Source organism: Pseudomonas sp. P1_F1_2, from assembly GCF_056405815.1.
Genome location: NZ_JBFUBK010000037.1, coordinates 1 through 24,038, shown reverse-complemented (window position 1 = coordinate 24,038; position 24,038 = coordinate 1). Strand labels below are relative to the sequence as shown.

Below are 24,038 nucleotides of genomic sequence, written 5' to 3'. Positions count from 1 at the left end.
TCATCTGGAGGATCACTGTAATGACCACGGAAAAAGTTAAGTACGGCGTGCATTCCGAAGCCGGCAAACTGCGCAAAGTCATGGTTTGCTCCCCAGGCCTGGCCCACCAGCGGCTGACCCCGAACAACTGTGACGAACTGCTGTTTGATGATGTGCTTTGGGTCGCCCAAGCCAAGCGTGACCATTTCGACTTCGTCACCAAGATGCGCGAACGCAACATCGATGTACTGGAAATGCACAACCTGCTGACCGACATCGTTGCAATCCCGGAAGCGCTCGACTGGATTCTGGAGCGCAAGATCACTGCCAACTCGGTGGGCTTGGGCCTGATCAATGAAACCAGCTCGTGGCTGCGCAGCCTGGAGCCGCGCAAGATCGCCGAATTCCTGATCGGCGGCGTCTCCGCCGATGACCTGCCGACCAGTTTCGGCGGCAAAGCCATCGAGATGTTCCGCGACTTCCTCGGCCACTCAAGCTTCATTCTGCCGCCATTGCCCAACACCCAGTTCACTCGCGATACCACCTGCTGGATCTACGGTGGCGTGACCCTGAACCCGATGTACTGGCCGGCACGCCGCCAGGAAACCCTGCTGGCCACCGCCATCTACAAATTCCACCCGGAATTCACCAACGCCGACTTCCAGGTCTGGTACGGCGACCCGGACCAGGAACACGGTAGCTCCACCCTGGAGGGGGGCGACGTGATGCCAATCGGCAACGGCGTGGTGCTGATCGGCATGGGCGAACGCTCGTCCCGCCAGGCCATTGGCCTGCTGGCGCAAAGCCTGTTCAAAAACAAAGCGGTCGAAAAAGTCATCGTCGCCGGTCTGCCGAAATCCCGTGCAGCGATGCACCTCGATACCGTGTTCAGCTTCTGTGACCGCGACCTGGTCACGGTTTTCCCTGAAGTCGTCAATCAGATCGTCGCCTTCACCCTGCGTCCGGATGAGAAAAAACCGGGTGGCATCGACATCCGACGCGAAGACGCCAGCTTCCTCGACACCGTGGCCAAGGCCCTCAACCTGAAAGCGTTGCGCGTGGTGGAAACCGGCGGCAACAGCTTCGCCGCCGAGCGCGAACAGTGGGACGACGGCAACAACGTGGTGGCTGTGGAGCCAGGCGTGGTGATCGGTTATGACCGCAACACCTACACCAACACCTTGCTGCGCAAGGCGGGCATCGAAGTCATCACTATCAGCGCAGGCGAGCTGGGACGTGGGCGTGGCGGCGGCCACTGCATGACCTGCCCGATCATTCGCGACCCAATCGACTACTAACCTTCAGCCTTGGCCGGCGCAGCCCTGTACCTCAGGGCATGCGCGACCAAGGGGATAACCGACACCAAAGGAGATCCATCATGGCTTTTAATATTCACAACCGTAATTTGCTGAGCCTGGAACACCACACCCCTCGCGAATTGCGCTACCTGCTCGACCTGTCCCGCGACCTCAAGCGCGCCAAATACACCGGCACCGAGCAGCAACACCTCAAAGGCAACAACATCGCGCTGATCTTCGAAAAAACCTCGACCCGTACCCGCTGTGCGTTCGAAGTCGCGGCCTATGACCAAGGCGCCAACGTCACCTACATCGACCCGAACTCCTCGCAGATCGGCCACAAAGAAAGCATGAAAGACACCGCCCGCGTATTGGGGCGCATGTACGACGCCATTGAATACCGTGGCTTCAAGCAGGAAATCGTCGAAGAACTGGCCAAGTTTGCCGGCGTACCCGTGTTCAACGGCCTGACCGATGAATACCACCCGACGCAAATGATCGCCGACGTGCTGACCATGCGTGAACACGCCGACAAGCCGATCCACGACATCAGCTACGCCTACCTCGGCGACGCCCGTAACAACATGGGTAACTCGCTGCTGCTGATCGGCGCCAAGCTGGGCATGGACGTGCGCATCTGCGCGCCAAAAGCCCTGTGGCCGCTTGACGACCTGGTGGCTCGCTGCAAGCAATATGCGGAAGAAAGCGGTGCTCGCATCACCCTGACCGAAGACCCGAAAGCCGCGGTCAAAGGCGTGGACTTCATCCACACCGACGTCTGGGTGTCGATGGGCGAACCCGTTGAAGCCTGGGCCGAGCGTATCCAGCAACTGCTGCCGTACCAGGTCAACGCCGAACTGATGAAAGCCACCGGCAACCCGCGCACCAAGTTCATGCACTGCCTGCCGGCCTTCCACAACAGTGATACCAAAATCGGCAAGCAGATTGCCGAGCAGTACCCGAACCTGAAGAACGGCATCGAAGTGACCGATGACGTGTTCGAGTCGCCGGCCTGCATCGCCTTCGAGCAAGCGGAAAACCGCATGCACACCATCAAGGCGATTCTGGTGTCGACTTTGGCTGACCTTTAACGGCGCACCCGGCTCCCACTGACTGGACTCAGTCAATGTGGGAGCTGACTTTTGTGGGAGCCGGGCTTGCCCCAGGCGGCGTTCCGACGATGGCATCACCTCGTTGTAACTGATTCACCGAGGCGTCTGCATCGCTGGCAAGCCAGGCTCCCACAATGACCGCATCTCACTGTTTTTCTGGAAGGATTGCCATTATGCGTATCGTCGTCGCTTTGGGCGGTAACGCCCTGCTCCGCCGTGGTGAACCCATGACCGCGGATAATCAGCGCGCCAACATCCGGATCGCCACCGAACAAATTGCCAAGGTCCATGCCGGTAACCAACTGGTAATCGCCCACGGCAATGGTCCGCAGGTCGGCCTGTTGTCGCTGCAAGCCGCGGCCTACACCTCGGTTTCCCCCTACCCGCTGGACGTGCTCGGTGCCGAAACCGAAGGCATGATCGGCTACATCATCGAACAGGAACTGGGCAACCTGCTGGACTTCGAAGTGCCCTTCGCCACCCTGCTCACTCAGGTTGAAGTCGACCCCAAAGACCCGGCCTTTCAAAACCCTACCAAGCCGATCGGCCCGGTATATGCCAAGGCCGAAGCGGAAAAACTCGCCGCCGAAAAAGGCTGGGCGATTGCCCCGGACGGCGACAAATTCCGTCGCGTGGTGGCCAGCCCCAAACCAAAACGCATTTTCGAGATCCGCCCGATCAAGTGGCTGCTGGAAAAAGGCAGCATCGTGATCTGCGCCGGCGGTGGCGGCATACCGACCATGTACACCTCACCCGGCGTACTGGAAGGTGTCGAAGCGGTGATCGATAAAGACCTGTGCTCGGCGCTGCTGGCCGAACAGCTTGAAGCCGATATTCTGGTGATCGCCACCGACGTCAGCGCCGCGTTCATCGACTACGGCAAGCCGACCCAGAAAGCCATCGGCCAGGCTCACCCGGATGAAATGGAAAAACTTGGCTTCGCCGCCGGCTCCATGGGGCCCAAGGTGCAGGCAGCCTGTGAATTCGCACGCCATACTGGAAAGGTCGCGGTGATCGGTTCACTCTCGGACATCGAAGCGATCGTCCAGGGCAAGGCAGGTACGCGCATCAGCACGGCGAAACCTGGCATTACTTACTTGTAGGGAGAAACGTCTATGGCACTGTTTGAGCCAGGTCATTTACACATCGAGCGACACGCGTTGACCAAGGACGATGTCAGCTACGACGTGAAGCTCGACTATGAAGTCAGCAAAAATGATAAAGGGGTGAAAGGAATTCAGTTCACCCTGCATGGCAGCATGCAAGGGAAGGACATGAAAGAGGCCTTCTTTCTGCCCAAGGAGGAGGCTTACAACTTCGCCAGAAACGTGACAGCGATCGCCGAGAAGTACGGCATTCCAAAGACCCATAGCCAGATCGGCTCGGTACACAAACATTACGACTTGATGTTTGAAGACATACGCAAGCAGTTGGACATGAAATCCGGCGACCCGGTAGATATCAAAGACTTCGAGTAATCCACTGACCCCTGTGGGAGCGAGCCTGCTCGCGCCCACAGGGGTTCTGTGTTGCCCGCAAATCCTGCACCGAATTTCACCTTATCCCCTGCGCCAAGGCATACTTGCCACCCTCCGCACTTCAGAACACTGAACCACCCCATGCGTATCCACGTCAGCTTCATCGACCGCGTCGGTATTACCCAGGAAGTCCTGGCCCTGCTCGGTGGGCGCAACCTCAATCTGGATGCGGTGGAGATGGTGCCGCCCAACGTTTACATCGATGCCCCGACCCTGAGCCCGCAAGTCCTCGAAGAGCTGCGCGATGCGTTGTTCAGCGTGCGCGGTGTGCAAGCGGTGACGGTGGTCGACATCCTTCCCGGCCAGCGCCGGCACCTGCAACTCGATGCCTTGCTCGCGGCCATGACCGACCCGGTCCTGGCGCTGGACAGTGCCGGCAAAGTGTTGCTGGCCAACCCGGCCTTGATCGCGTTGTACGGTCGTGAACCGGCGGGCGAAAGCATCGCCGACCTGTTTGCCGACCCGGCACTGCTCGACGCCCTGCTTGAGCATGGCTTTCGCCTGCCGCTGCGGGAAATCACCGTCGACGGTCAGACATTGCTGCTGGACGCCACGCCGATCACCGACGCGGGCGCCCTGTTGACCTTGTATCAACCCAACCGCATCGGTGAACGCCTCTCGGCGCTGCACCATGACCATGCCGAAGGGTTCGATGCGCTGCTGGGCGAGTCACCCGTCATCCGCACCCTCAAGGCGCGCGCACAACGGGTCGCGGCCCTCGATGCGCCGCTGCTGATCCAGGGCGAAACCGGCACCGGCAAAGAACTGGTGGCACGGGCCTGCCACGCCAGCAGCGCTCGGCACAGTTCGCCATTCCTCGCGCTCAACTGCGCGGCATTGCCAGAAAACCTCGCCGAAAGCGAACTGTTCGGCTATGCCCCCGGCGCCTTCACGGGTGCGCAACGGGGCGGCAAACCGGGGCTGATGGAACTGGCCAACCAGGGCACGGTGTTTCTGGATGAAATCGGCGAGATGTCGCCGTACTTGCAGGCCAAACTGCTGCGTTTTCTCAATGACGGCAGCTTTCGCCGCGTTGGCGGTGATCGCGAGGTGAAGGTCAATGTGCGGATTCTCAGCGCCACCCACCGCGACCTGGAAAAAATGGTCAGCGAGGGCAGCTTTCGCGAAGACCTGTTCTATCGCCTCAATGTGCTCAACGTTGAAGTCCCGCCGCTGCGCGAACGCGGCCAGGACATTCTGTTGCTCGCCCGCTATTTCATGCAGCAGGCCTGTGCACAAATCCAGCGCCCGGTCTGTCGCCTGGCACCGGGCACCTACCCGGCGTTGCTGGGCAATCGCTGGCCGGGCAACGTGCGGCAATTGCAGAACGTGATCTTCCGTGCCGCGGCGATTTGCGAAAGCACGCTGGTCGACATCGGCGACCTCGACATCGCCGGCACCTCGGTGGCGCGCCAGAACGACAGCGAAGTCGACAGCCTGGAACAGGCCATGGAATCGTTTGAAAAAACCCTGTTGGAAAAACTCTACATCAGCTACCCCTCGACCCGCCAACTGGCCAGCCGCCTGCAAACTTCCCACACGGCGATTGCCCATCGGTTGCGCAAGTACGGGATACCCAACAAGCCCTGAGCTTGTGGCGGGATCACAATCCCCCAAACACCACAGCCCCCTGTGGGAGCCGAGCTTGCTCGGCTCCCACAGGGTCCATGTTCAAAAACGACCTCCATCTGTACTGAAAGCGCTACAGCGGAACGATATCGCTACACCCCTCCCCGATCACGGCTGTGCAAGGCTTTGATCCACCTCGGCTTTCTCCCTCGCCTCCGACCGTATCGATTTCGCTACAACGGACAAATCCAGCCTATCCACAAAACTTCATAAATCATTGATAAATAACGGCTAAACCAACATTGGCCGTGTTCTTGCTATGTAGTCCTCATAACCAGGGCTTTGCCCAAGCATTCAATAGCGTCCACCAGACGAGTCTGGCCCCCCTTAGGAGTTCACATGAGCGAGTTGCGTTTTACTGAAGACCACGAATGGCTGCGCACCGAAGCTGACGGCAGCGTTACTGTCGGCATCACCGCTTTCGCACAGAACGCCTTGGGCGACGTGGTTTTTGTACAACTGCCTGAGCTGCAGTCCTATGACAAAGGCGCCGAAGCCGCCACCGTGGAATCGGTAAAAGCCGCCAGCGGCGTGTACATGCCACTGGACGGCGAGGTGCTGGAAGTGAACCCGGCGCTGGACAGCAGCCCTGAACTGGTCAACGAAGATCCGCTGGGCGAAGGCTGGTTCTTCCGCTTCCAGCCAAGCGACGCCTCGGCGGTCGCCCAATTGCTCGATCAGGATGCCTACGACCGCCTGATCAAAGCCAACGCCGAAGCCTGAGGAGCGCTGACATGACCCAAGTGAATCTGACCACCGCCAACGAATTCATCGCCCGCCATATCGGCCCTCGCGCCGGTGACGAGCAAGCCATGCTCAACAGCCTCGGTTTCGACTCCCTGGAAGCCCTGAGCGCCAGCGTCATTCCCGACAGCATCAAAGGCACCAGCGTCCTGGGCCTGGAAGACGGCCTGAGCGAAGCCGATGCCCTGGCGTCGATCAAAGCCATCGCCGGTAAAAACCAGCTGTTCAAGACTTACATCGGCCAGGGCTACTACGGCACCCACACGCCATCGCCGATCCTGCGCAACCTGCTGGAAAACCCGGCCTGGTACACCGCCTACACCCCGTACCAGCCAGAAATTTCCCAGGGCCGTCTCGAAGCGCTGCTGAACTTCCAGACCCTGATCAGCGACCTGACCGGCCTGCCGATTGCCAACGCTTCCCTGCTTGACGAAGCCACCGCCGCTGCCGAAGCCATGACCTTCTGCAAACGCCTGAGCAAGAACAAGGGCAGCCACCAATTCTTCGCTTCCGTGCATTGCCACCCGCAAACCCTCGACGTGCTGCGCACCCGTGCCGAGCCGTTGGGCATCGAGGTTGTCGTCGGTGACGAACTCGAACTGACCGACGTGACGCCATTTTTCGGCGCGCTGCTGCAATACCCGGCCAGCAACGGTGACGTGTTCGATTACCGCGCGCTGACCGAACGCTTCCACGCGGCCAACGCACTGGTCGCCGTAGCGGCCGACCTGCTGGCCCTGACCGTGCTGACCGCACCGGGCGAATTCGGTGCCGACGTGGCCATCGGCAGCGCCCAACGCTTCGGCGTACCGCTGGGCTTCGGCGGCCCGCACGCGGCGTACTTTTCCACCAAAGATGCGTTCAAGCGTGACATGCCGGGCCGTCTGGTCGGTGTTTCCGTGGACCGTTTCGGCAAGCCGGCCCTGCGCCTGGCCATGCAAACCCGCGAGCAACACATCCGTCGCGAGAAAGCCACTTCGAACATCTGCACCGCGCAAGTGCTGCTGGCCAACATCGCCAGCATGTACGCCGTGTACCACGGCCCGAAAGGCCTGACCCAGATCGCCAATCGCGTGCATCACCTGACGGCGATTCTGGCCAAAGGCTTGAGCGCACTGGGCCTGACCGTTGAACAAGCCAGCTTCTTCGACACCCTGACCCTGAACACCGGCGCCAATACCGCCAAGCTGCACGATCAGGCGCGCGCCCAGCGCATCAACCTGCGCGTGGTCGATGCTCAGCGTGTGGGCCTGTCGGTCGACGAAACCACCACCCAGGCTGACATCGAAACCCTGTGGAGTATTTTCGCCGACGGCAAGACTCTGCCGGACTTCGCCGCCCTCGCAGCCGTAGTGCAGAGCACCATTCCTGCGTCGCTGGTGCGCCAATCGCCGATCCTCAGCCACCCAGTGTTCAACCGCTACCACTCGGAAACCGAGCTGATGCGCTACCTGCGCAAGCTGGCCGACAAAGACCTGGCACTGGACCGCACCATGATCCCGCTGGGTTCGTGCACCATGAAACTCAACGCCGCCAGCGAAATGATCCCGGTGACCTGGGCTGAATTCGGTGCCCTGCACCCGTTCGCCCCGGCCGAACAAAGCGCCGGCTACCAGCAACTGACCGACGAACTGGAAGCGATGCTGTGCGCCGCGACTGGCTACGACTCGATCTCGCTGCAACCGAACGCCGGTTCGCAAGGTGAATACGCCGGTCTGCTGGCCATTCGCGCCTATCACCAGAGCCGTGGCGAAGACCGTCGCGACATCTGCCTGATCCCGTCGTCCGCCCACGGCACCAACCCGGCCACCGCTAACATGGCTGGCATGCGCGTCGTCGTCACCGCTTGCGATGCTCGCGGCAACGTCGACATCGAAGACCTGCGCGCCAAGGCCATCGAGCACCGCGAACACCTCGCTGCGCTGATGATTACCTACCCGTCGACCCACGGCGTGTTCGAAGAAGGCATCCGCGAGATCTGCGGCATCATTCATGACAACGGCGGCCAGGTGTACATCGACGGCGCCAACATGAACGCGATGGTCGGCCTCTGCGCACCGGGCAAGTTCGGCGGCGACGTGTCGCACCTGAACCTGCACAAAACCTTCTGCATTCCACACGGCGGTGGCGGCCCGGGCGTCGGCCCGATTGGCGTGAAATCGCACCTGACGCCGTTCCTGCCGGGCCACGCCCAGATGGAACGCAAGGAAGGCGCCGTTTGCGCAGCACCGTTCGGCAGCGCGAGCATTCTGCCGATCACCTGGATGTACATTTCGATGATGGGTGGTGCGGGCCTCAAGCGCGCTTCGCAGCTGGCGATCCTCAATGCCAACTACATCTCCCGTCGCCTGGAAGAGCACTACCCAGTGCTGTACACCGGCAGCAACGGCCTGGTGGCGCACGAATGCATCCTCGACCTGCGTCCGTTGAAAGACAGCAGCGGCATCAGTGTCGATGACGTCGCCAAGCGCCTGATCGACTTCGGCTTCCACGCGCCGACCATGTCGTTCCCGGTGGCTGGCACGCTGATGATCGAGCCGACCGAAAGCGAATCCAAGGAAGAACTGGACCGTTTCTGCGACGCCATGATCCGCATCCGCGAAGAAATCCGCGCGGTGGAAAACGGCACGCTGGACAAGGACGACAACCCACTGAAAAACGCTCCGCACACCGCAGCAGAGATCGTTGGCGAGTGGACCCACCCGTACAGCCGTGAGCAAGCGGTGTATCCAGTTGCCTCGCTGATCGAAGGCAAATACTGGCCACCGGTCGGTCGCGTCGACAACGTCTTCGGCGATCGCAACCTGGTGTGCGCCTGCCCGTCGATCGAAAGCTACGCTTAAACGAATGAGGGGGCGGGTTTACTCGCCCCCGCGTTCAAGAACACCGCTTATCCCTGTGGGAGCAAAGCTTGCTCGCGATAGCCGTTACACGGTCTATCTGATGAACCGCGCCATCGTTCATCGCGAGCAAGCTTTGCTCCTACGGCTCACGTTGCACCTATAACAAGAAACCGGAGAACAACCATGTCGTTAAGCGTGTTCGACCTGTTCAAGATTGGCATCGGCCCCTCCAGCTCCCACACCGTCGGTCCGATGCGCGCCGCCGCACGCTTCGCCGAAGGTTTGCGCCGTGAAGGTCTGATGGCTGCCACCACCTGCGTCAAAATCGAGCTCTACGGTTCGCTCGGTGCCACCGGCAAGGGCCACGGCAGCGACAAGGCTGTGTTGCTCGGCCTCGAAGGCGAACACCCGGACACCGTGGACACCGAAACCGTTGCTGCGCGCTTGCAAGAAATTCGCGGTAGCGGGCGCTTGAACCTGCTCGGCGAACACAGCATTGCGTTCAACGAGAAAGAACACCTGGCGATGATTCGCAAACCGTTGGCCTATCACCCCAACGGCATGATCTTTCGCGCGTTCGACGCGGCGGGCCTACAGATCCGCAGCCGCGAGTACTACTCGGTCGGTGGTGGTTTTGTGGTCGATGAAGACGCCGCCGGCGCCGACCGCATCGTCGAAGACGCCACGCCGCTGACCTTCCCGTTCAAAAGTGCCAAGGACTTGCTCAGTCATTGCACCACCTACGGCCTGTCCATCAGCCAGGTGATGCTGACCAACGAAAGCGCCTGGCGCCCGGAAGCGGAAACCCGCGCCGGCCTGTTGAAAATCTGGCAAGTGATGCAGGACTGCGTCGACGCCGGTTGCCGCAACGAAGGCATCCTGCCCGGCGGCTTGAAGGTCAAGCGCCGCGCCGCCGCCCTGCATCGACAATTGTGCAAGAACCCGGAATCGTCATTGCGCGATCCGCTGTCGGTGCTGGACTGGGTCAATCTGTACGCCCTGGCGGTCAACGAAGAAAACGCCAATGGCGGACGCGTCGTGACCGCGCCTACTAACGGCGCAGCCGGGATCATTCCAGCGGTTTTGCATTACTACATGCGCTTTATCCCGGGGGCCAATGAAGACGGGGTCGTGCGCTTTCTGCTGACCGCGGCGGCCATAGGCATTCTCTACAAAGAAAACGCCTCGATCTCTGGCGCCGAAGTCGGTTGCCAGGGCGAGGTCGGCGTGGCCTGTTCCATGGCCGCCGGCGCCTTGTGCGAGGTCCTTGGCGGGACCGTGCAGCAAGTGGAAAACGCGGCGGAAATCGGCATGGAACACAACCTGGGCCTGACTTGCGACCCGATTGGCGGGCTGGTGCAAGTGCCWTGCATCGAGCGCAATGCCATGGGCTCGGTGAAGGCCATCAATGCGGTGCGCATGGCGCTGCGTGGGGACGGTCAGCACTTCGTCTCCCTCGACAAGGTCATCCGCACCATGCGCCAGACTGGCGCCGACATGAAAAGCAAATACAAGGAAACCGCCCGTGGCGGTTTGGCGGTCAACATTATCGAGTGCTGATGCTCACGCGCATTGGCACACTTTTTCAGGAGCTGAATATGTCCACCGAACAATTGCTGAAAACCCCGTTGCACGCCCTGCACATCGAACTCGGCGCGCGCATGGTGCCGTTCGCCGGCTATGACATGCCAGTGCAATACCCGCTTGGCGTAATGAAAGAACACCAGCACACCCGCGATCAAGCCGGGCTGTTCGATGTTTCGCACATGGGCCAGATCCGCCTGACCGGCGCCAATGCCGCCAAGGCCCTGGAAACCCTGGTGCCGGTGGACATCATCGACCTGCCGGTGGGCATGCAGCGCTACGCGATGTTCACCAATGAAACCGGTGGCATTCTCGACGACCTGATGGTCGCCAACCTCGGTAACGACGAATTGTTCCTGGTGGTCAACGCAGCCTGCAAGGATCAGGACCTGGCGCACCTGCGCAAACACATTGGCGAGCAATGCACCATTGAGCCTCTGTTCGAAGAACGCGCCTTGCTGGCCCTGCAAGGTCCGGCCGCAGTCACCGTACTCGCGCGCCTGGCCCCTGAAGTGGCGAAGATGACCTTCATGCAGTTCACCCGCGTGAAATTGCTGGGCGTGGACTGCTTCGTCAGCCGTTCGGGCTACACCGGGGAAGACGGCTTCGAAATCTCCGTACCGGCCGCCAATGCCGAAGCCCTGGCACGCGCCCTCCTGGCCGAACCAGAAGTCGCTGCCATCGGCCTGGGTGCGCGCGACTCGTTGCGCCTGGAGGCCGGCCTGTGCCTCTACGGCCACGACATGAACACCGAGACCACCCCGATCGAAGCAAGCCTGCTGTGGGCCATCTCCAAGCCGCGTCGTGCCGATGGTGCGCGGGCCGGCGGCTTCCCTGGCGCTGAAACCGTATTCGCGCAACAACAAGGTGGTGTCAGCCGCAAGCGCGTGGGCCTGCTGCCTCAGGAACGCACGCCTGTGCGTGAGGGTGCGGAAATCGTCAACGAGGCTGGCGACATCATCGGCGCCGTATGCAGCGGCGGTTTTGGCCCGACCCTGGCAGGTCCTTTGGCCATGGGTTACCTCGACAGCGCCTACATCGCCATCGACACACCCGTATGGGCGATTGTCCGTGGGAAAAAGGTGCCTTTGCTTGTAAGCAAAATGCCATTTGTTGCACAACGCTACTATCGCGGCTGATTGACTGTTTCTATAAGTAACGCGGTTGCGTTAACAGTGCACTAATGTGTAACGCAACCGCCATAAAATAGTGCATGTCATTACCAATAAGCTTCGTTTATGAACGCTGCTTATAACGTTCTAAAACAATTGAGCAGCGACATAGAATAAGAAGGCTCTAGTGGATCGACTAGTGCGCTCAACCTGAGCAAAACCGGGCCTCTGACGGGGCTTGTTTTTTCTCCCATAGTTGGCGTAGAGTTTGTTCACTGTGTTTGCATGGGTCGCTTGGAATCGTGACCTGGGCAGTAGCCTACAAGTTAGCTACATCCCGTTCGACGTCTTCTTACTCTCCTGCAACCAGCCCCAGTACTCTTTCATGAGAAGGAGACTGTCATTAATTTTTGCGTCAAAGGAAATAAGAAATGTCCCAACGTCAGAGCGGTACCGTCAAGTGGTTTAACGACGAGAAAGGTTTTGGTTTTATCACTCCTGAAAGCGGTCCGGATCTGTTCGTACATTTCCGCGCCATCCAGGGCAACGGCTTCAAGAGCCTGAAAGAAGGCCAGAAAGTGACTTTCGTTGCCGTGCAAGGCCAGAAAGGCATGCAGGCTGACGAGGTTCAAGCAGAAGGTTAATCTTCTGTAACGAAAAAGCCCCTGATGCTGACATCAGGGGCTTTTTTGTGCGCGTAAATCCGTAAAATGGCTTCTTTTTTCTGCCCAGAGGCTGCCATGTCGAAACACCTGCTCAACCCCCAGGGCGACTTCCCCACCGCCCCCCTGGGTCGTCGCCTGGCAGCGATGTTCTATGACTTCCTGTTATGCACCGCCCTGCTGATCGTCACCAGCGGCATTTACAAGATGATCCAGATGGCCATCCTCGGCGAAGAAAAAATGCGCACCCTGACCGAAGCCGGCGCGCTGGACGGCGATCCATTGCTCTCGACGGTGTTGCTGTTTGTACTGTTCGGCTTTTTCGCCAAGTTCTGGACCTGGTCTGGCCAGACACTGGGCATGCAGGTGTGGTGCATCCGCGTACAGAACGCCGACGGCTCGTCCATCAGCCTGTGGCAGGCGCTGTTGCGGTTTGTAGTGTCGATAGCGTCCTGGCTATGTCTGGGGCTGGGTTTCTTCTGGTCGCTGTTCGACAAGCAGAAACGCAGTTGGCATGACATGTACTCCAACACTCAGCTCGTACAGATTCCGAAAAAAACCAAGTAGACCGCCAGATGCAAAAACGCCCCGACCAAATCGGGGCGTTTTTTTAGCGGCCAGCGAATCAGGCGTTACCCGCCAGCTTCATTCGCGCAGCCTGAGTGAAGTCGAGCATGCGCTTCAATGGGCGAATCGCCTGCGGAATCAGCGCAGGATCGACAAAGATCTCATTCGCCCCCTCTTTCAAGCTCTTCAGCAGGCGCTCAAGCGTGTTCATTGCCATCCACGGGCAGTGTGCGCAACTGCGGCACGCGGCACCGTTACCGGCCGTTGGCGCTTCGATGAAGACCTTGTCCGGGCACAGCTGCTGCATTTTGTAGAAAATGCCGCGGTCGGTGGCGACGATCAACGTCTTGTTTGGCAGGCTCTGCGCCGCCGCGATCAACTGGCTGGTAGAACCGACGGCATCCGCCAGTTCGATCACCGAGGTCGGGGACTCCGGGTGCACCAGAATCGCGGCTTCGGGGTACAGCGCCTTCATGTCTTCAAGCTGCTTGGACTTGAACTCCTCGTGAACGATGCAAGCACCGTCCCACAGCAGCATGTCCGCACCGGTCTGGCGCTGAATGTAGGTGCCCAGGTGTTTATCCGGGCCCCAGATAATGGTCTCGCCGTTGTCCATCAGGCTTTCGACGATTTCCAGTGCGCAACTGGAGGTCACCACCCAATCCGCCCGGGCTTTGACTGCCGCCGAGGTATTGGCGTACACCACGACGGTGCGTTCCGGGTGCTGATCACAGAACGCCGAAAACTCGTCTACCGGGCAGCCCAGGTCCAGCGAGCACGTCGCTTCGAGGGTGGGCATCAGCACACGTTTTTCAGGGGTGAGGATTTTCGCGGTTTCACCCATGAACTTCACACCGGCGACCACCACGGTTTTGGCCGGATGTGCGGCGCCGAAGCGGGCCATCTCCAACGAGTCGGAGACGCATCCACCGGTTTCTTCAGCCAATGCCTGAATGACCGGATCGCAATAGAAGTGGGCAACCAGCACCGCGTTCTGAGCCTTGAGCTCGGCGGCGATGGCGGCACGGTAATAGGCCTCTTCCTCGGCAGTCAGCGGTTTGGGCTGCTTGGCATCGAGGTGAGCCTGAACCAAAAGGCGTTCGGAAATCTGCGTCATGTTCGCAAGACCTGCAGGCGCATTTGCGCGAAAGTCGAGTATACACCCGGCTCCGACCCTTTCAGGGTACCGCCGGGAGAGTGAGTATTCATCAGGCACGGACAGCGTTGAAGCTGGGCAAGGCTACAGAATATCCCGCAGATGCAAAAGATGATTCTGACCTGGCCGACCTTAAATCGCGGGCAAAAAAAAATCCGGAAATCCTCACTTGCGTGGGCCTTCCAGACTTTTAAAACTGCTACAAAAATGGTGGGTCGTGTGGGATTCGAACCTACGACCAATTGGTTAAAAGCCAACTGCTCTACCAACTGAGCTAACGACCCGCYGTGTGGTGGCGCGTATAATACTGATTTTTAAGGACTATTCAACACCTAATTTGAAATAAATCAAAAATAAGGTGTTGGGTCGCTGATTCCGGCCGCCGCGAAGCCTTCTGCGCGCAGTCGGCAGCTGTCGCATTTACCGCACGCACGTCCGTTATCGTCGGCCTGATAGCAGGAAACGGTCAGCCCGTAATTGACGCCAAGCTTCACGCCAGCCTCAACGATCTGTGCCTTGCTCAGGTTCTGCAGCGGCGCCTGAATGCGGAAGCCATTGCCCTCGACACCGGCCTTGGTCGCCAGATTGGCCATGCGCTCGAACGACTCGATGAACTCGGGACGGCAGTCGGGGTAACCGGAGTAATCCACCGCATTGACGCCAATAAAGATGTCACGCGCACCCAGCACTTCCGCCCAGCCCAACGCCAGCGACAGAAACACCGTGTTGCGTGCCGGTACGTAGGTCACCGGAATACCTTCGCCGAGCTCTTCAGGTATGTCGATGCTGCTGTCGGTCAGTGCCGAGCCGCCAATGCCGTTCAGGTTCAGACCGATCACCTTGTGCTCGACCACACCCAAGTCTCGGGCGACGCGTGCAGCGGCATGCAACTCGGCATGAGACCGCTGACCATAATCAAAGCTCATGGTGTAGCAGCTGTAACCTTCGGCGCGAGCCATGGCCACGACTGTCGCCGAGTCCAGGCCACCGGACAGCAGGATGACCGCACGTTTTTCAGCAGTGTTCGATTGTTCAGTCATTTCAGCGCCCCGGCTCGTCATTCCAAAGATATTTATGCAGCTGCAATTGCAAACGCACAGGCAGGTTGTCCGCCACGACCCAGTCCGCCAGATCCCGAGCATTCAGGTCATGGTGGCTTGGCGAGAACAGGACTTCACCGGCGCGCCGATCAAGACCGTACTGGATCAGCTTGGACACAGCCCAGTCGTAGTCTTCCCGCGAGCAGATGACAAACTTCACTTGGTCGTTGGGCGTGAGCAATTCGATATTTTCGTAGCGGTTGCGGTGTGCTTCCTTCGAACCCGGGGTTTTCAGGTCGACAACGCGACTGACCCGAGAATCTACTGCCGAGATGTCGAGCGCACCACTGGTTTCCAGTGACACTTCGTAACCGGCGTCGCACAACTGCTTGAGCAATGGGATGGCGTTAGGTTGTGCCAGTGGCTCACCACCGGTGACACACACATAACGCGGGCGAAAACCAGCCACTTGCTCGAGGATATCGTCGAGCGGGTGGATGGTTCCACCCGTGAAGGCATAGGCGCTGTCGCAGTATTGGCAACGCAATGGGCAACCGGTCAGGCGCACAAATACAGTGGGCAGCCCGGCAGTCCGCGTTTCACCCTGCAACGAGTAAAAAACTTCGGTGATTCTCAATGTGTCTTGCATAGTCGCCACGGGCATAACAGCTAAACAGGCTGTCCGCCTCCGTCAGGCACTTCAAGGAACCCCGCCACCGCGCAGATCCCAAAAAGCGTGTTTCATAAAAAGGGCGTGAATTCTAACGAAAAAACCCGCGACAAGCGCGGGTTTCTTCGAAACGGGTCAAGCAGCCCTTACATTTTTTGCAGATCACGCTGGGCCAGCTGAGCGGCGGAAGTGCCCGGATACTGCGACACAACCTGCTGCAGAATGCCTTTGACCTTGTCGGTGTGACCGAGGCGGCGTTCTACATCAGCCAGCTTGTACAACGAATCAGGCACTTTGGCGTGCTTTGGGTACAACTGTGAAACCTTGGCAAACGCTTGACCTGCACCTTGCAGATCGCCTTTGGCCAGGTTCACTTCGCCCAGCCAGTACTGGGCATTGCCCGCGTATTGGCTGTTCGGGTATTTGCGCAGGAATGCGGCAAAAGCCTGGCTGGCCTTGTCGAAATCCTTGGCTTTGATCAAGTCGAAGGCTGCGTCGTAATACAGCTTTTCCTTCGCCGGATCAGCCGGCTCGCTACCCGCGGCAGGTGCTTGAGCGGCAGCGGCTCCAGCACTTGCGCCGACGGCAGCACCAGGGGCGTTCAAATCACCACTGGTGGAAGAATTCTCAGAAGTCGCGGCAGGTGCAGCACCGGTTCCAATGCGCCGATCAAGATCCTGATATCGCTCCAGGTTCTCTTGCTTCATGCGCGCCACATCATTTTGCAGAACTTCAATCGCGCCTTGCTGGCGCTCGATCTGTTGCTGCATTTGTTGCAGTTGGTTGAACAGCTCGCCCTGTGCCGAGACAGGGGCCGAAACCCCTCCCCCGGCATAGGCGCCGTTCGTACCGTAACCTGCAGGCGGATAACTGCTCCCGCTATTGTTATAACCGGAGTTGTTATCGACCACAGGAACCGCAGCCAACACCGCAAGCGGTGCGAGACTGAGAGCCAAGACAGTTACAGCACGACGGCACGTTCGCATGACGAATTACTTACGCAGTTCGACGCGACGGTTTTGAGCCCAGGACTGCTCGTCGTTGCCGGTAGCAACTGGACGCTCTTCGCCGTAGGAAACCAGTTCCAGCTGAGCTGGGGAAACACCTTGCAGTACCAGGTAGCGTTGAACGGCTTTCGCACGACGCTCGCCCAGTGCCATGTTGTACTCACGAGTACCACGTTCGTCGGTGTTGCCTTCCAGAACAACGCGAGCGCCGTTTGCTTTCAGGTCTTTGGCGTGAACGTCCAGAGCGCGCATGGCTTCTGGCTTCAGGTCCGAGCTGTCGTATTCGAAGTAGAAAGTAGTGATAGCGCGCAGAGCAGCTTCTTCGCTCAGGGAACCGTCAACGGCACCAGTGTTTGCGCCATAACCAGCGTTTGGATCTACTGCGCCTTCACCGGCGTTGTCGCCGCCTTTGGACGAGCAACCTACAGCTACAGCCATGGCCAGAGCCAGCGCAGCAAATTTACCAAACTTCAGCATTTCCATCGTGAAACTCCTAATGAACCCCAATGTGTTAAGTACAACGTGTAGCGCCGCGTCAGTTCAGGTAAGGGGACCAGGAAGGTTCTCTGACTTCGCCTTGAGCGGTAGGAAGCGGGAGCCTTACGCGTCCATTAATGGACACGAGCATCAAGACTCCCCGGCCCTGCTGGCGGGTGGCGTAGATTACCATGGTGCCGTTGGGCGCAACAGTAGGCGACTCGTCCAGAGTGCTATCAGTGAGGATCTTTACACTACCTCGCTGCAAATCCTGGGCCGCCACCTTGAAATTGGTGAAACCATCCTGGCGGTGGATCATCACCAGGGTCTTTTCATCAGCCGACAGTTTAGGGTTGGCGTTGTAGTTACCCACGAAGGTCACACGCTCCGCACCGCCACCACCGACGCTGGTTTTGTAGATCTGCGGCTTGCCGCCACGGTCGGAGGTGAAGTAGATGGTCGAGCCATCCTTACCCCAGAACGGTTCGGTGTTGATGCCGGGACCGTTGGTGACACGAGAGATCTGACGCGAACCCAGGTTCATCACATAGATGTCCGGGTTGCCGTCTTTGGACAGCACGAACGCCAGGCGATTGCCGTCCGGCGACCAGGCTGGCGCGCCATTCAGGCCTTCGAAGTTGGTGATCTGCTCACGGCGACCGGTGTCGATGTTCTGCATGAAAATGCGCGGACGCTTCTGCTCGAACGACACATAGGCGATGCGCTTGCCATCCGGCGCAAAACGCGGCGACAGGATTGGCTCGCGCGATTGCAGCAGGGTCACGGCACGGGCACCGTCATAGTCCGAACGTTGCAGCGTGTAACGCGTGTTCTTCTCGGAGAAACGCTCGGCCGTCACGTACAGCAGGCGAGTCGAGAACGCACCTTTGATACCGGTGAGTTTTTCAAACGACTGGTCGGAGATGTAGTGCGCCATGTCGCGCAACTGATCTGTACTGCCCGACACGCTGCCGGTCAGTACTTGCTGCTCGGTGGCAACGTTGAACAGTGCGTATTGAACCTGCAGGCGACCGCCCGCTGGAACGATACTGCCGACCATGATGTATTGGGCACCCACCGCCTTCCAGTCACGGAAAATGATTTCGCTGGCCTGGCTCGGCAAGCTGATCATGTTCTGCTTTGGAATCGGCGAGTAGTAACCCGAGTTGCGCAGGTCGTTACCGATGATTTCGGCCATGTCGTCCGGCAGCACAGCGCCGCCCTGGAACGCAAACGGCACGACTGCAATCGGGGTAGCCCGATCACTGCCGCTGGTGACCAGAATGTTTTTCTCATCCGCCATCGCCATCCCTGCCAGACAGCAGATAGCGACAAGCATTCCTCGTAGAAGGTTTCTCACGGGGCTAAATCCTCAGGCGTGAATGTCATCTTGAATGAACGATACGGAGCAAAATCGCTCGGCTTCATTCCCTGCATTTCTGTCAAACGTCCAATATTCTTCACTGCCGCTACAGCAGACGCATCAAACGGACCGTCACCACTGGACTTGGCCACGCTGGCCGAAGTCACCGTACCATCCGGCAACATGCCGATTTGCAGCACGACTGTCATACCTTTGCGCGCCGAAGGTGGACGAGCCCAGCCTTCCGCCGCACGAACACGAATCAAATCATCGAAACTGCCGGCGACTTCGTCACCCTGTTCATCCGCCAAGGCCTGCTGGCGCTGCGGCGTGTCGGAAAGCAAATCTGCCAGGGCCTGAGCCTTTTTGTCTTCGGCGGATTTACGTGCTGCATCCTGCGATTTCTTCTTCGCAGCATCGGCAGCAGCTTTCTTCTTCGCATCTTCGGCGACTTTCTTCTTCGCCTCTTCAGCTTCAGCTTTCTTCTTGGCGTCTTCGGCGGCTTTCTTCTTCGCGTCTTCGACGATTTTCTTCTTCGCTTCTTCAGCGGCCTCTTTCTTGGCCTCTTCTTCAGCGGCTTTCTTGGCTTCTTCTTCGGCTTTCTTCTTGGCTATATCAGCCAATTGTTTCTCTTCGGCCTTTTTGGCTTCGGCGGTCTTCTTCGCTTCATCGGCTTTCTTGGCTTCATCAGCCTTTTTCGCCTCATCCGCTTTCTTCGACTCGTCAGCCTTCTTGGCTTCCTCGGCCTTTTGAGCCGCCTCTTCTTTCTTTTGTTCCGCAGCCTTCACCGCTTCCTGCTCGACCTTCTTCTGCTCCAGCTGTTCGACTTCGGTCTGGCGCGCAGCAGATTTCTGCGCCTCACCCGCAATCTTCTGATTGGTCTGGGTGGTCGCCCGACTTTTCGATTTCAGCTGGTACAGCGTCGCCTGGACAATTGGCTTGGCCGGCGGCAACTCAGGCGTGAAGGCAAAGCTGACAAACAGCATGCCGAACACCAGCACGTGCAAGCCAATCGCCCAGACACTAGGCCAGAAGTAGCTTTCCGAGGCTGTTGGCTCTCGTTGTTGCTGCATCAGGGCGCCTCGGTAATCAAGCCAACATTACCGACCCCGGCTTTCTGCAACCCGCCCATGGCGCCCATGACCGAACCGTAGTCGACGGTCTTGTCGCCGCGGATGAACACCTGAGTGCGCTTGCCGCCTTCAGTGCCGGCACGAATGATCTTGGTCACCGCGTCAGTCATCTGCGGCAAGGTCATGGCCTTGTCCTGCTGCTTTTCGGTGTCGACTTCGCTGCCAAGGTTCCAGTAGTAGGTCTTGTCAGCCTTGATCGAAATGGTCAGGACCTGGGTGTTGTTGTCCTGCGGCAAGGCTTCGCTGGAAACCTTGGGCAGATCAACTTTCACGCCCTGATTGAGCATCGGCGCGGTCACCATGAAGATGACCAGCAGCACCAACATCACGTCGATGTAAGGCACCACGTTCATCTCGGCAACCGGCTTGCGCTTTTTGCGAGCTCGAGCGATTAAAGCCATTGGAAATTACCTGCTTATTCTTCGCTGGTGTGCACTTTGCGGTGCAGGATCGCCTGGAATTCATCGGCGAAGGTGTAGTAACGGCCCAGCAGGGTTTCACTGCGAGCAGCAAAACGGTTGTAAGCGATAACGGCCGGGATGGCGGCGAACAAGCCGATCGCAGTTGCAATCAGTGCCTCGGCAATACCTGGCGCCACAGTGGCCAGGGTCGCTTGTTGGGCAGTGGCCAGACCACGGAAGGAGTTCATGATGCCCCAGACCGTACCAAACAGACCGATGTACGGGCTGACGGAACCTACGGTGGCGAGGAACGGCAGGCTCTGCTCGAGCTTCTCTTCTTCGCGGGAAATGGCAACGCGCATGGCACGGGCCACGCCTTCCATGACCGCTTCCGGATCGACACCTGGCTGCTGGCGCAGACGGGAGAATTCCTTGAAGCCGGCCCGGAAGATCTGCTCGACGCCCGAATCCGGATCAGGGTTGCTGCCGGCCTGGCGGTAGAGTTTGGACAGGTCGATACCCGACCAGAAGCGCTCTTCAAAGCTCTCCAGGGCACGTCGACCGGCGCGCAGCAGATTGCTGCGCTGAAAGATCATGATCCATGAGGTGACCGATGCGGCTACCAGGATCAGCATTACCAGTTGCACCACGATACTGGCATTGCTGACCAGGCTCCACATGGAGGAATGGTCGACGACGTTAGCTTCCACGCTTTATCTCCTGCTTTGAGTGTGTACCCGCGCCGCTCACGTCGGCAAAGGCCGCTCGTAGAGCTTCGGGAATGGCCCGGGGTTTCAAACTTTCAGTGCGCACACAGGCCACCAAAAACTGCCCTTCGCAGAGCAGCACATTATCCGTAGCCCGCCTGACCTGCTGCTTGAAGCGCAGGCTGACACGGTTCAATTCGATTACTTCAGCGCTTACCAGAAGCTCGTCGTCCAGTCGCGCCGGCGCGTGGTAACGCGCTTCGCTGGAATGCACGACAAACAACAGGTCCTCCCCTGCCAGCGCCGATTGGGCAAAGCCCAGATCCCGGAGCCGCTCGGTTCGAGCCCGTTCCATAAACTTGAGGTAATTGACGTAATACACGATGCCGCCCGCATCGGTGTCCTCGTAATAAACGCGACAACGATGTACGAACGGCTCAAGCCCGTTTTGCGCGCGCATACTCTAGTGCTTACTCCTCAGGTTGCCAATCCGGCCAGGCAACTGTTTTTCATTGATCTGCGGCTTTGCGGCAAAAGTACGGTCCTGGGACCGCACAAAAGCCGAATATATCAGCGCGCAAAGGATATTAATCGTCAACGGCATCCAGGAACTCGTCTACCACGGGCATTTCACCCAATCGTGACGGAATATTTAAACCGAAGTGCAAATACGCATGCCGGGTGACAACTCGCCCCCGAGGGGTGCGCATGATGTAGCCCTGCTGGATCAGATACGGCTCCAGCACATCTTCGATGGTGTGGCGTTCTTCGCTGATGGCGGCGGCCAGGCTATCCACCCCGACCGGCCCACCGTCGAACTTCTCGATCATGGTCAGCAGCAGGCGCCGGTCCTGATGATCGAAGCCACGCTCGTCGACATCCAGCAGATTCAAGGCGAGATCAGCGATCGGCTTGGTAATGTGCCCCTTGGCACGAACTTCGGCGAAATCGCGCACTCGGCGCAGCAGGCGATTGGCAATACGTGGCGTACCGCGAGCACGCCGGGCGATTTCAAACGCACCCTCCGGGTCCAGCGGCAAGCCCAGTATGTTCGCCGAACGGCTGACAATCGTTGCCAGGTCCGCGGTGCTGTAGAACTCCAGGCGCTGGACGATGCCGAAGCGATCGCGCAGCGGGTTGGTCAGCATACCGGCACGCGTTGTTGCGCCCACCAGGGTGAACGGCGGCAAATCAAGCTTGATCGAACGCGCGGCCGGGCCTTCGCCGATCATGATGTCGAGCTGGAAATCCTCCATGGCCGGGTACAGCACTTCTTCGACAATCGGCGACAGGCGATGGATCTCGTCGATGAACAGCACGTCATGGGGTTCAAGATTGGTCAACAACGCGGCCAGGTCACCCGGACGCTCGAGGACCGGCCCTGACGTGCTCTTGATCGACACGCCCATTTCCTGGGCGATGATGTTCGCCAGCGTGGTCTTGCCCAAACCGGGCGGACCGAAAATCAGCGTGTGGTCCAGAGACTCGTTGCGCCCACGCGCGGCCTGGATGAACAACTCCATTTGCTCGCGAACAGTCGGCTGGCCGATGTATTCGGCCAGGCTGACAGGACGAATCGCCCGGTCCTGGACTTCCTCGCGGTCACGAGGACCGGGGGTGGCGGCAATCAGACGATCGGCTTCAATCACTTAAATCATTCCCTTCAGGGCACGACGAATCAGGTCTTCACTGCTCAAGCCTTTCTCCTTGATCGCAGAAATCGCCTTGCTGGCCTCCTGCGGTTTGTAGCCCAGGGAAATCAGCGCGCTSACCGCGTCGTTTTCGGCGGTAGCCACCGGTGCCGGGGCGTCTGGCCCGCCAGGCTGGTTTGGCACCAGCGCGAACATCGTCGGCACGGTTTCCCAGGCCTTGAAGCGGTCCTTGAGTTCCACCAGCAAACGTTCGGCCGTCTTCTTGCCCACGCCCGGCACCTTGGTCAGCGCCGAGGTGTCCTGGGACTGCACGCAACGGACCAGCTCATCGACTTCCAGACTCGACATCAACGCCAGCGCCAATTTTGGCCCGACACCATTGAGACGGATCAACTCGCGAAAAAAGTCTCGCTCTCGCTTGCTGGCGAAACCATAGAGTAACTGCGCGTCTTCGCGTACGACCAAGTGGGTGTGCAAGGTCAGCGGTTCACCGACCGACGGCAAGCGATACAACGTGGTCATGGGCACCTCCAACTCATACCCCAGACCGTTTACATCCAGAATCAGGTGCGGCGGCTGTTTTTCAGCCAGTGTGCCGCGCAAGCGTCCAATCACGTTTCAGATCCTTGAGCGTTGGCCAGATCAATGCCTGGCGACCGACAGAGCGAGGGGTCGCGTCGACGACACAGACACGAAAAACCTCATTCCGCAAAAAATGATTGCTGATGCTATCAGAGACGCAAGCGCCCGCCACGACTGCGTGCCGCGCCAAGGCCATGGGGTAACAGACTGGACCGGGTATGCGCATGGCAAATGGCGATGGCCAGGGCATCCGACGCATCGATTTGCGGCTTGCTGGTCAGTTTCAGCATGTGCATGACCATCATCTGCACTTGTTCTTTATTCGCCGCACCGGTGCCGGTCACGGCTTGTTTGACCTGGGTTGCGGTGTACTCGGCTATTTCCAGGTTTTCTTCGGCACCCGCCACAATCGCCGCACCCCGGGCCTGACCCAGCTTCAGCGCGGAGTCTGCGTTGCGTGCCATAAAGACCTTTTCGATACCCATGGTCACAGGACCATAGGTCTGAATGACTTCCCGCACGCCCCGATAGACGATTTGCAGACGCTCGTGCAATTCGCCAGAGCCGGTTCGAATGCAACCCGATGCCACATAAACGCAGCCACGGCCGGTATCGCGTACCACGCCATAACCGGTGATGCGCGAACCGGGGTCGATACCAAGGATTAAAGTCATAACGCCTGCGGGTTCAGTGAAAGCACGATATTCAATTCAGCGAATAACAATTGTGGGAGCTGGCTTGCCTGCGATGGCATCACCTCGGTCTGTCTGATACACCGAGGT

Annotated in this window: 24 protein-coding genes and 1 tRNA gene; 11 read left to right on the top strand and 14 right to left on the bottom strand. The window is 59.0% G+C overall.

What is annotated here, in order from left to right; translation table 11 throughout:
* The first annotated feature begins 20 nt into the window (after positions 1-20).
* From arcA to AC1D2P_RS13270, 11 genes are all read left to right on the top strand, one after another.
* Positions 21-1,277, top strand: a complete 1,257-nt coding sequence (arcA, locus tag AC1D2P_RS13320; RefSeq protein WP_077431380.1) for an arginine deiminase — start codon at positions 21-23, stop codon at positions 1,275-1,277.
* Between the two features lie 80 nt (positions 1,278-1,357).
* Positions 1,358-2,368, top strand: a complete 1,011-nt coding sequence (locus AC1D2P_RS13315) for an ornithine carbamoyltransferase (protein WP_046032048.1) — start codon at positions 1,358-1,360, stop codon at positions 2,366-2,368.
* Between the two features lie 194 nt (positions 2,369-2,562).
* Complete coding sequence (arcC, locus tag AC1D2P_RS13310; RefSeq protein ID WP_046032049.1) at positions 2,563-3,492, top strand: carbamate kinase; 930 nt, start codon at positions 2,563-2,565, stop codon at positions 3,490-3,492.
* A 12-nt stretch (positions 3,493-3,504) separates the two neighbouring features.
* Positions 3,505-3,867, top strand: coding sequence for a DUF5064 family protein (locus tag AC1D2P_RS13305; protein ID WP_109785077.1), 363 nt, complete (start codon positions 3,505-3,507; stop codon positions 3,865-3,867).
* A 141-nt stretch (positions 3,868-4,008) separates the two neighbouring features.
* Positions 4,009-5,517 (top strand): sigma-54-dependent transcriptional regulator, encoded by a 1,509-nt coding sequence (locus tag AC1D2P_RS13300; RefSeq protein WP_046032051.1) that lies wholly within the window; start codon positions 4,009-4,011, stop codon positions 5,515-5,517.
* Between the two features lie 378 nt (positions 5,518-5,895).
* Positions 5,896-6,279: a glycine cleavage system protein GcvH gene (gene gcvH / locus AC1D2P_RS13295; RefSeq protein WP_046032052.1), complete on the top strand. Its 384-nt coding sequence runs from the start codon at positions 5,896-5,898 to the stop codon at positions 6,277-6,279.
* Between the two features lie 11 nt (positions 6,280-6,290).
* On the top strand, positions 6,291-9,143 hold the full coding sequence (gene gcvP, locus AC1D2P_RS13290; RefSeq protein WP_046032053.1) for an aminomethyl-transferring glycine dehydrogenase: 2,853 nt from the start codon (positions 6,291-6,293) through the stop codon (positions 9,141-9,143).
* Between the two features lie 183 nt (positions 9,144-9,326).
* Positions 9,327-10,703, top strand: coding sequence for an L-serine ammonia-lyase (locus AC1D2P_RS13285; RefSeq protein ID WP_109785076.1), 1,377 nt, complete (start codon positions 9,327-9,329; stop codon positions 10,701-10,703).
* Between the two features lie 38 nt (positions 10,704-10,741).
* Positions 10,742-11,866: a glycine cleavage system aminomethyltransferase GcvT gene (gcvT, locus tag AC1D2P_RS13280; RefSeq protein ID WP_077432198.1), complete on the top strand. Its 1,125-nt coding sequence runs from the start codon at positions 10,742-10,744 to the stop codon at positions 11,864-11,866.
* Positions 11,867-12,270: 404 nt separating this feature from the next.
* The gene (locus AC1D2P_RS13275) at positions 12,271-12,483 is read left to right on the top strand and encodes a cold-shock protein (RefSeq protein ID WP_007934683.1); all 213 of its coding nucleotides are present in this window, start codon (positions 12,271-12,273) and stop codon (positions 12,481-12,483) included.
* A gap of 96 nt (positions 12,484-12,579) precedes the next feature.
* Positions 12,580-13,068 (top strand): RDD family protein, encoded by a 489-nt coding sequence (locus AC1D2P_RS13270; protein WP_109785075.1) that lies wholly within the window; start codon positions 12,580-12,582, stop codon positions 13,066-13,068.
* 58 nt (positions 13,069-13,126) lie between these two features.
* Here AC1D2P_RS13270 and nadA read toward each other — a convergent pair whose 3' ends face one another.
* The 14 genes from nadA to ruvC all read right to left on the bottom strand — a co-directional run bounded on the left by nadA (position 13,127) and on the right by ruvC (position 23,930).
* Complete coding sequence (gene nadA / locus AC1D2P_RS13265; protein ID WP_046032056.1) at positions 13,127-14,185, bottom strand: quinolinate synthase NadA; 1,059 nt, start codon at positions 14,183-14,185, stop codon at positions 13,127-13,129.
* A 247-nt stretch (positions 14,186-14,432) separates the two neighbouring features.
* Positions 14,433-14,508 (bottom strand) — tRNA-Lys (locus AC1D2P_RS13260).
* A gap of 63 nt (positions 14,509-14,571) precedes the next feature.
* Entirely contained in the window at positions 14,572-15,264 is a 693-nt protein-coding gene (gene queC / locus AC1D2P_RS13255) for a 7-cyano-7-deazaguanine synthase QueC (protein ID WP_046032058.1), read from the bottom strand.
* Between the two features lies 1 nt (position 15,265).
* Complete coding sequence (queE, locus tag AC1D2P_RS13250) at positions 15,266-15,913, bottom strand: 7-carboxy-7-deazaguanine synthase QueE (RefSeq protein ID WP_258666968.1); 648 nt, start codon at positions 15,911-15,913, stop codon at positions 15,266-15,268.
* Between the two features lie 167 nt (positions 15,914-16,080).
* Positions 16,081-16,920: a tol-pal system protein YbgF gene (gene ybgF / locus AC1D2P_RS13245; protein ID WP_477758446.1), complete on the bottom strand. Its 840-nt coding sequence runs from the start codon at positions 16,918-16,920 to the stop codon at positions 16,081-16,083.
* A gap of 6 nt (positions 16,921-16,926) precedes the next feature.
* Complete coding sequence (gene pal / locus AC1D2P_RS13240) at positions 16,927-17,424, bottom strand: peptidoglycan-associated lipoprotein Pal (RefSeq protein ID WP_003178634.1); 498 nt, start codon at positions 17,422-17,424, stop codon at positions 16,927-16,929.
* 52 nt (positions 17,425-17,476) lie between these two features.
* Positions 17,477-18,757, bottom strand: a complete 1,281-nt coding sequence (gene tolB / locus AC1D2P_RS13235) for a Tol-Pal system beta propeller repeat protein TolB (protein ID WP_263295831.1) — start codon at positions 18,755-18,757, stop codon at positions 17,477-17,479.
* A gap of 17 nt (positions 18,758-18,774) precedes the next feature.
* Complete coding sequence (tolA, locus tag AC1D2P_RS13230; protein ID WP_109785072.1) at positions 18,775-19,854, bottom strand: cell envelope integrity protein TolA; 1,080 nt, start codon at positions 19,852-19,854, stop codon at positions 18,775-18,777.
* Positions 19,854-20,306: a protein TolR gene (gene tolR / locus AC1D2P_RS13225; RefSeq protein WP_161807482.1), complete on the bottom strand. Its 453-nt coding sequence runs from the start codon at positions 20,304-20,306 to the stop codon at positions 19,854-19,856. The genes tolA and tolR overlap by 1 nt, the downstream gene beginning before the upstream one ends.
* A 23-nt stretch (positions 20,307-20,329) precedes the next feature.
* Positions 20,330-21,025 carry a protein TolQ gene (gene tolQ, locus AC1D2P_RS13220; protein ID WP_008147369.1) on the bottom strand — a complete coding sequence of 232 codons (696 nt, stop codon included), beginning with the start codon at positions 21,023-21,025 and terminating at the stop codon, positions 20,330-20,332.
* Positions 21,015-21,482: a tol-pal system-associated acyl-CoA thioesterase gene (ybgC, locus tag AC1D2P_RS13215; RefSeq protein ID WP_007945841.1), complete on the bottom strand. Its 468-nt coding sequence runs from the start codon at positions 21,480-21,482 to the stop codon at positions 21,015-21,017. The genes tolQ and ybgC overlap by 11 nt, the downstream gene beginning before the upstream one ends.
* Positions 21,483-21,609: 127 nt before the next feature.
* Entirely contained in the window at positions 21,610-22,671 is a 1,062-nt protein-coding gene (gene ruvB / locus AC1D2P_RS13210) for a Holliday junction branch migration DNA helicase RuvB (protein WP_008027785.1), read from the bottom strand.
* The gene (gene ruvA / locus AC1D2P_RS13205) at positions 22,672-23,289 is read right to left on the bottom strand and encodes a Holliday junction branch migration protein RuvA (RefSeq protein ID WP_109785070.1); all 618 of its coding nucleotides are present in this window, start codon (positions 23,287-23,289) and stop codon (positions 22,672-22,674) included.
* Positions 23,290-23,405: 116 nt separating this feature from the next.
* Complete coding sequence (gene ruvC, locus AC1D2P_RS13200; protein WP_046032063.1) at positions 23,406-23,930, bottom strand: crossover junction endodeoxyribonuclease RuvC; 525 nt, start codon at positions 23,928-23,930, stop codon at positions 23,406-23,408.
* Positions 23,931-24,038 lie beyond the last annotated feature (108 nt).

Coding starts and splice junctions, on each gene's coding strand:
- AC1D2P_RS13315 (WP_046032048.1), top strand. CDS start 1,358: ATGGCTTTTAATATTCACAACCGTAATTTGCTGAGCCTGGAACACCAC.
- queC (WP_046032058.1), bottom strand. CDS start 15,264: ATGACTGAACAATCGAACACTGCTGAAAAACGTGCGGTCATCCTGCTG.
- gcvP (WP_046032053.1), top strand. CDS start 6,291: ATGACCCAAGTGAATCTGACCACCGCCAACGAATTCATCGCCCGCCAT.
- nadA (WP_046032056.1), bottom strand. CDS start 14,185: ATGACGCAGATTTCCGAACGCCTTTTGGTTCAGGCTCACCTCGATGCC.
- arcC (WP_046032049.1), top strand. CDS start 2,563: ATGCGTATCGTCGTCGCTTTGGGCGGTAACGCCCTGCTCCGCCGTGGT.
- AC1D2P_RS13305 (WP_109785077.1), top strand. CDS start 3,505: ATGGCACTGTTTGAGCCAGGTCATTTACACATCGAGCGACACGCGTTG.
- gcvT (WP_077432198.1), top strand. CDS start 10,742: ATGTCCACCGAACAATTGCTGAAAACCCCGTTGCACGCCCTGCACATC.
- tolA (WP_109785072.1), bottom strand. CDS start 19,854: ATGCAGCAACAACGAGAGCCAACAGCCTCGGAAAGCTACTTCTGGCCT.
- pal (WP_003178634.1), bottom strand. CDS start 17,424: ATGGAAATGCTGAAGTTTGGTAAATTTGCTGCGCTGGCTCTGGCCATG.
- ybgC (WP_007945841.1), bottom strand. CDS start 21,482: ATGCGCGCGCAAAACGGGCTTGAGCCGTTCGTACATCGTTGTCGCGTT.
- tolB (WP_263295831.1), bottom strand. CDS start 18,757: ATGCTTGTCGCTATCTGCTGTCTGGCAGGGATGGCGATGGCGGATGAG.
- queE (WP_258666968.1), bottom strand. CDS start 15,913: ATGCAAGACACATTGAGAATCACCGAAGTTTTTTACTCGTTGCAGGGT.
- AC1D2P_RS13275 (WP_007934683.1), top strand. CDS start 12,271: ATGTCCCAACGTCAGAGCGGTACCGTCAAGTGGTTTAACGACGAGAAA.
- AC1D2P_RS13270 (WP_109785075.1), top strand. CDS start 12,580: ATGTCGAAACACCTGCTCAACCCCCAGGGCGACTTCCCCACCGCCCCC.
- ybgF (WP_477758446.1), bottom strand. CDS start 16,920: ATGCGAACGTGCCGTCGTGCTGTAACTGTCTTGGCTCTCAGTCTCGCA.
- ruvC (WP_046032063.1), bottom strand. CDS start 23,930: ATGACTTTAATCCTTGGTATCGACCCCGGTTCGCGCATCACCGGTTAT.
- gcvH (WP_046032052.1), top strand. CDS start 5,896: ATGAGCGAGTTGCGTTTTACTGAAGACCACGAATGGCTGCGCACCGAA.
- arcA (WP_077431380.1), top strand. CDS start 21: ATGACCACGGAAAAAGTTAAGTACGGCGTGCATTCCGAAGCCGGCAAA.
- AC1D2P_RS13300 (WP_046032051.1), top strand. CDS start 4,009: ATGCGTATCCACGTCAGCTTCATCGACCGCGTCGGTATTACCCAGGAA.